The sequence below is a fragment of the Schnuerera sp. genome (genome assembly GCF_035459645.1).
GTDB lineage: Bacteria > Bacillota > Clostridia > Tissierellales > Tepidimicrobiaceae > Schnuerera.
Map to the genome: position 1 here is coordinate 1 of NZ_DATHXO010000372.1, position 3,853 is coordinate 3,853.

Annotated in this window: 5 protein-coding genes; 1 reads left to right on the plus strand and 4 read right to left on the minus strand. The window is 30.4% G+C overall.

The genetic code is table 11. The annotated features are described in order from the left end of the window. On the plus strand, positions 1-1,385 hold a 1,385-nt coding region (locus VK998_RS08675; protein WP_325227684.1), incomplete at its 5' end, for a methyl-accepting chemotaxis protein. A 58-nt stretch (positions 1,386-1,443) separates the two neighbouring features. Here VK998_RS08675 and mgtE read toward each other — a convergent pair. The 4 genes from mgtE to VK998_RS08690 all read right to left on the minus strand — a co-directional run. Then, entirely contained in the window at positions 1,444-2,781 is a 1,338-nt protein-coding gene (gene mgtE / locus VK998_RS08680) for a magnesium transporter (RefSeq protein ID WP_325227686.1), read from the minus strand. After that, positions 2,763-2,891, minus strand: coding sequence for a hypothetical protein (locus VK998_RS08685; protein WP_325227688.1), 129 nt, complete (start codon positions 2,889-2,891; stop codon positions 2,763-2,765). The genes mgtE and VK998_RS08685 overlap by 19 nt, the downstream gene beginning before the upstream one ends. A 197-nt stretch (positions 2,892-3,088) precedes the next feature. Further along, positions 3,089-3,385, minus strand: coding sequence for an iron-sulfur cluster biosynthesis family protein (locus VK998_RS12925; RefSeq protein WP_349254921.1), 297 nt, complete (start codon positions 3,383-3,385; stop codon positions 3,089-3,091). 128 nt (positions 3,386-3,513) lie between these two features. Then, on the minus strand, positions 3,514-3,853 hold a 340-nt coding region (locus VK998_RS08690), incomplete at its 5' end, for a phage holin family protein (RefSeq protein ID WP_325227690.1).

Genomic DNA, 3,853 nt, shown 5'->3' on the forward strand with positions numbered 1-3,853 from the left:
ATTTTCATGGTATGTTGGAAGGAGCTGCTAAATACTATAAAGAAGATATCCAAGTTGAAACTTTAGAAAAAAGTGATGGATATACAAAGATATCCATTACCTTCCAAGAGGAAGTTTATAACAAAAAAGTATATGGTTTTAATAAATTTTTATCCTTCGGTTTTATCAAAAATTTTGAAGGAAAAATAGGACTAGCTTCTTTATTGTTAGTAGGTATTCCTTTAGTTATTTTATCTAATTATATGGAAAAAAACGTATTAGTTCCTTTGACGTTAATTCTATCTTTTTTAATTCCAACTATAATAGGAAAAATACTTTTAAGCCCATTAAAAAGTGTATTTCAATCCTTAGAGGATATTGAAAAAAAGGATTTATCCTTCGAAAGGAATATTTTTACAAACGATTTTTTTGAAGATATAAATGATAGACTTAATAATATTAAAACTAGTATAAAAACTGATTTCGTAGGCTATAAAGCAACTACCGATGAATTAAATGTATTTGGAGATAAATTTAATCAAATATCTAATAATATGAGTACTACATCACAGGATATCAGCTCCGTAGTAGAACAAGTTGCCTATGGTGCTATTAATCAGGCAGAGGAAACAGAAAATGCAGCATACCGTCTAAACAATAGTATTGAGGTTCTCAACCATATTGCTGAAAAGGAAAATAAAGGTAAAGATGAACTAGAGATAGCTGTGGATAAGACAAGGACTGGATTTGAAGAATTAAAATATAGTTCCGATAGTTTGAATCAAGTAATAGAAGAATTTTCTCAAGTAAAGGAAAAGAGTATAGTGCTCCAAAACAGAGCTAAAAATGTTACAGAGATAGTAGAAACAGTAGAAAGGATAGCAGAACAAACCAATTTACTTGCATTGAATGCCAGTATAGAAGCTTCCAGGGCTGGAGAATACGGTAAAGGCTTTACTGTTGTTGCTATGGAGATAAGAAAGTTAGCAGAGGGTTCAAAGGAAGCTGTACAAAGTATTAATGATATTCTAAAGACTTTCGTTATGGAGATTGATGGATTAGTTTCAGATATAGAAAACCAATATGATATACTTGATACTGAAAAATCCAATTTAAAGAACCTTTCAATAGAAACAAGCCATACTGTTGAGTCTATTCAAAATGTAGGGGATTTAATAATAGAATTGGTTAATGAATTAAATAAAGAAACTATGTCTATGAATAAAATATCACAACATATAGAATCCTTAGCTGCTATAGCTGAAGAAAATTCTGCTTCTAGTGAAGAAGTTAGCGCCAACGTAACTGCCTATACTGATGAAATAAAAAGTATGACTGAAAAGATAATGGAATTTAAAAAAGTATCTGAAGAGTTCAGCAAGGATTTAGAAAAATATATTATATAGATTCATCCATATAAACAAAAGTTGGTTTTTACATTCATCGTAAAAACCAACTTTTTATTTATATATTTAATAGCCAAGAGGCTATTGAAAAATAGACTACTAAACTTAAAGCGTCTACAATTGTAGTAATTAAAGGTCCTGCCATTATGGCTGGATCTATGTTCAATTTTTTTGCTATCATAGGCAATATACACCCTACTACTTTGGATATTACTACTGTAACGAATAAAGTAAAAGTTACAGTAAAAGATATTAATACCCCTACACCATCAAAAAAATAAATCCTAAAAAAATTAACCACTGCTAAGGCTAAACCTACAATAATAGCTATTCGGAATTCCTTCCATATGACTTTTCCAGCGTCTTTTAATTCTACTTCTCCTAAAGCTATACCACGAATTATTAAAGTCGAAGATTGGCTTCCTGAATTACCTCCTGTATCCATTAGCATAGGTATGAAAGCCGTTAAAACTACTACAGTTTCTAAAACTTTTTCATACTTCATTATAATACCGCCTGTAAGAGTAGCAGAAATCATTAATACTAGTAACCATATAATTCTATGTTTTGCCAAACTAAAAATACTGGCATCAAGATATTTTTCTTCTGTAGGAGACATGGCTGCCATCCTTTGGAAGTCTTCGGTAGTTTCTTGATCGATTACATCCATTATATCGTCTACAGTTATTATTCCTGTTAGCCTATCTTCTTTATCTACTACAGGTAATGCTAAAAATCCATATCTTTTGAAAATACTTGCAACCGTCTCCTGATCGTCATGGGTATGAACATAAATTACATCTCTATCCATTATATCTTCAATAGTTTTTTCTTCATCGCTAATTACCAGTTTTCGTAAAGATACGATGCCTTCCAATTTTCTGTTCTTATCCGTTACATAACAAGTGTAGACCGTTTCTTTATTTAGACCTGTTTTTTTAATATGTTCTAGGGCTTCTTTTACCGTCATAGCCTTTTTTAAGTCTACATATTCTATGGTCATTATACTGCCTGCTGAATCTATAGGGTATCTTAAAAATTCGTTGATTAAATTTCTTTCTTCTTCTTTTGCATGTAATAAAATTTTCTTTACTACATTAGCTGGCATCTCTTCTATAATATCTACCATATCGTCGAAAAATAGCTCTTCTACAATATGTTTTAACTCTTTATCTGTTACCAATCCTATTATATCTCTTTGTTGTTCTACTGAAAAATGTGCAAATACATCTACAGCTAAATCCTTTGACAACATTCTAAATATCAATAAGGCAGTATGAATATCTAAATCTTCCAATATTTCAGCTACATCTACTTCATTCATTTCTTCCAATTCTTTTTTTAACGTTACATATTTCTTTTCTTGGATTAAATATTTTAATCTTCTTTCATCCATATTAACCCCCCTTGGAAGAATTCTAGCTTATGGTAATGACTAGGGCTCTTCCTATTTAATTTTTGTCTAATAATATTTACACTAAACCTAGGCAAAGGACCAGAATCCACTAATCATCACCTCCTATATTCCTCCTAGGGAAACAATTTTTATACAATAATAGATTATAAAATTTTTCTTAAATTTTCAAGAAAAATTTTATACTTCTCATATTATTGTAACACATATTCAAGCTTTTATTAAATATCGGATAATAAAATTAAAGGATAGGCAATTTAAAATTGCCTATCCTTTGTAAAATATCTATTTAACAAGACGAAACTCCTCTGTCTGGTATGACTGAAAAACCTTTCCTTAGCCAATTATCACTATAATCAATAGTGAAAGAACCAAAACTTTCTGTTAAATAATCTTCTATTAAAAATGTATAGTCACCTACATTTACTGAGGCATCTCCTTCTTTCAGCTCATCCAGAGCTAATCCAAATGATGGGCCACCTCAGCCATAGCCTGCAATATAAATTCTTAAAGGCTTTTTTTCTTTTCTTGAATCTAATACTTTTTTAAGCTCTTCTTGAGCCATTTCAGTTAATTCGATTTTCATTATCATTTCCTCCCACTTTTAATATGCTATCTTTTATATACCCCATCTAGGTATCCTTAATCATTGTATATTATTTATATATAAATTTCAACCCTCTAATTTTCATTAGAGGGTTATTTGTTATTTTACTACATTGCTTTTCCAGGTATTATTACATCTATTATACCTATTACTAAGGCTCCAATTATTGCTCCCCATATAGATATGTTGAAACCTGGAACTATAAATTTGGTAGCATAAAGAATGATTGCGGCTACAATAAAACCTGTAATACCTCTACCAAAAGGTGTGGCATTAACTCCAGTAAATCTTTGTATAACATAGTCCAATAAAGCTATGACTACAGCCGCTAAAATTAAGCTCCATAAACTATTTATAGAAAATCCAGGTGTTAGGAAAGCTGCAATTCCAACTACTATTGCAGTTACCAAAATTCTTATCAAAATTTCACCTATATCCCAATCATTG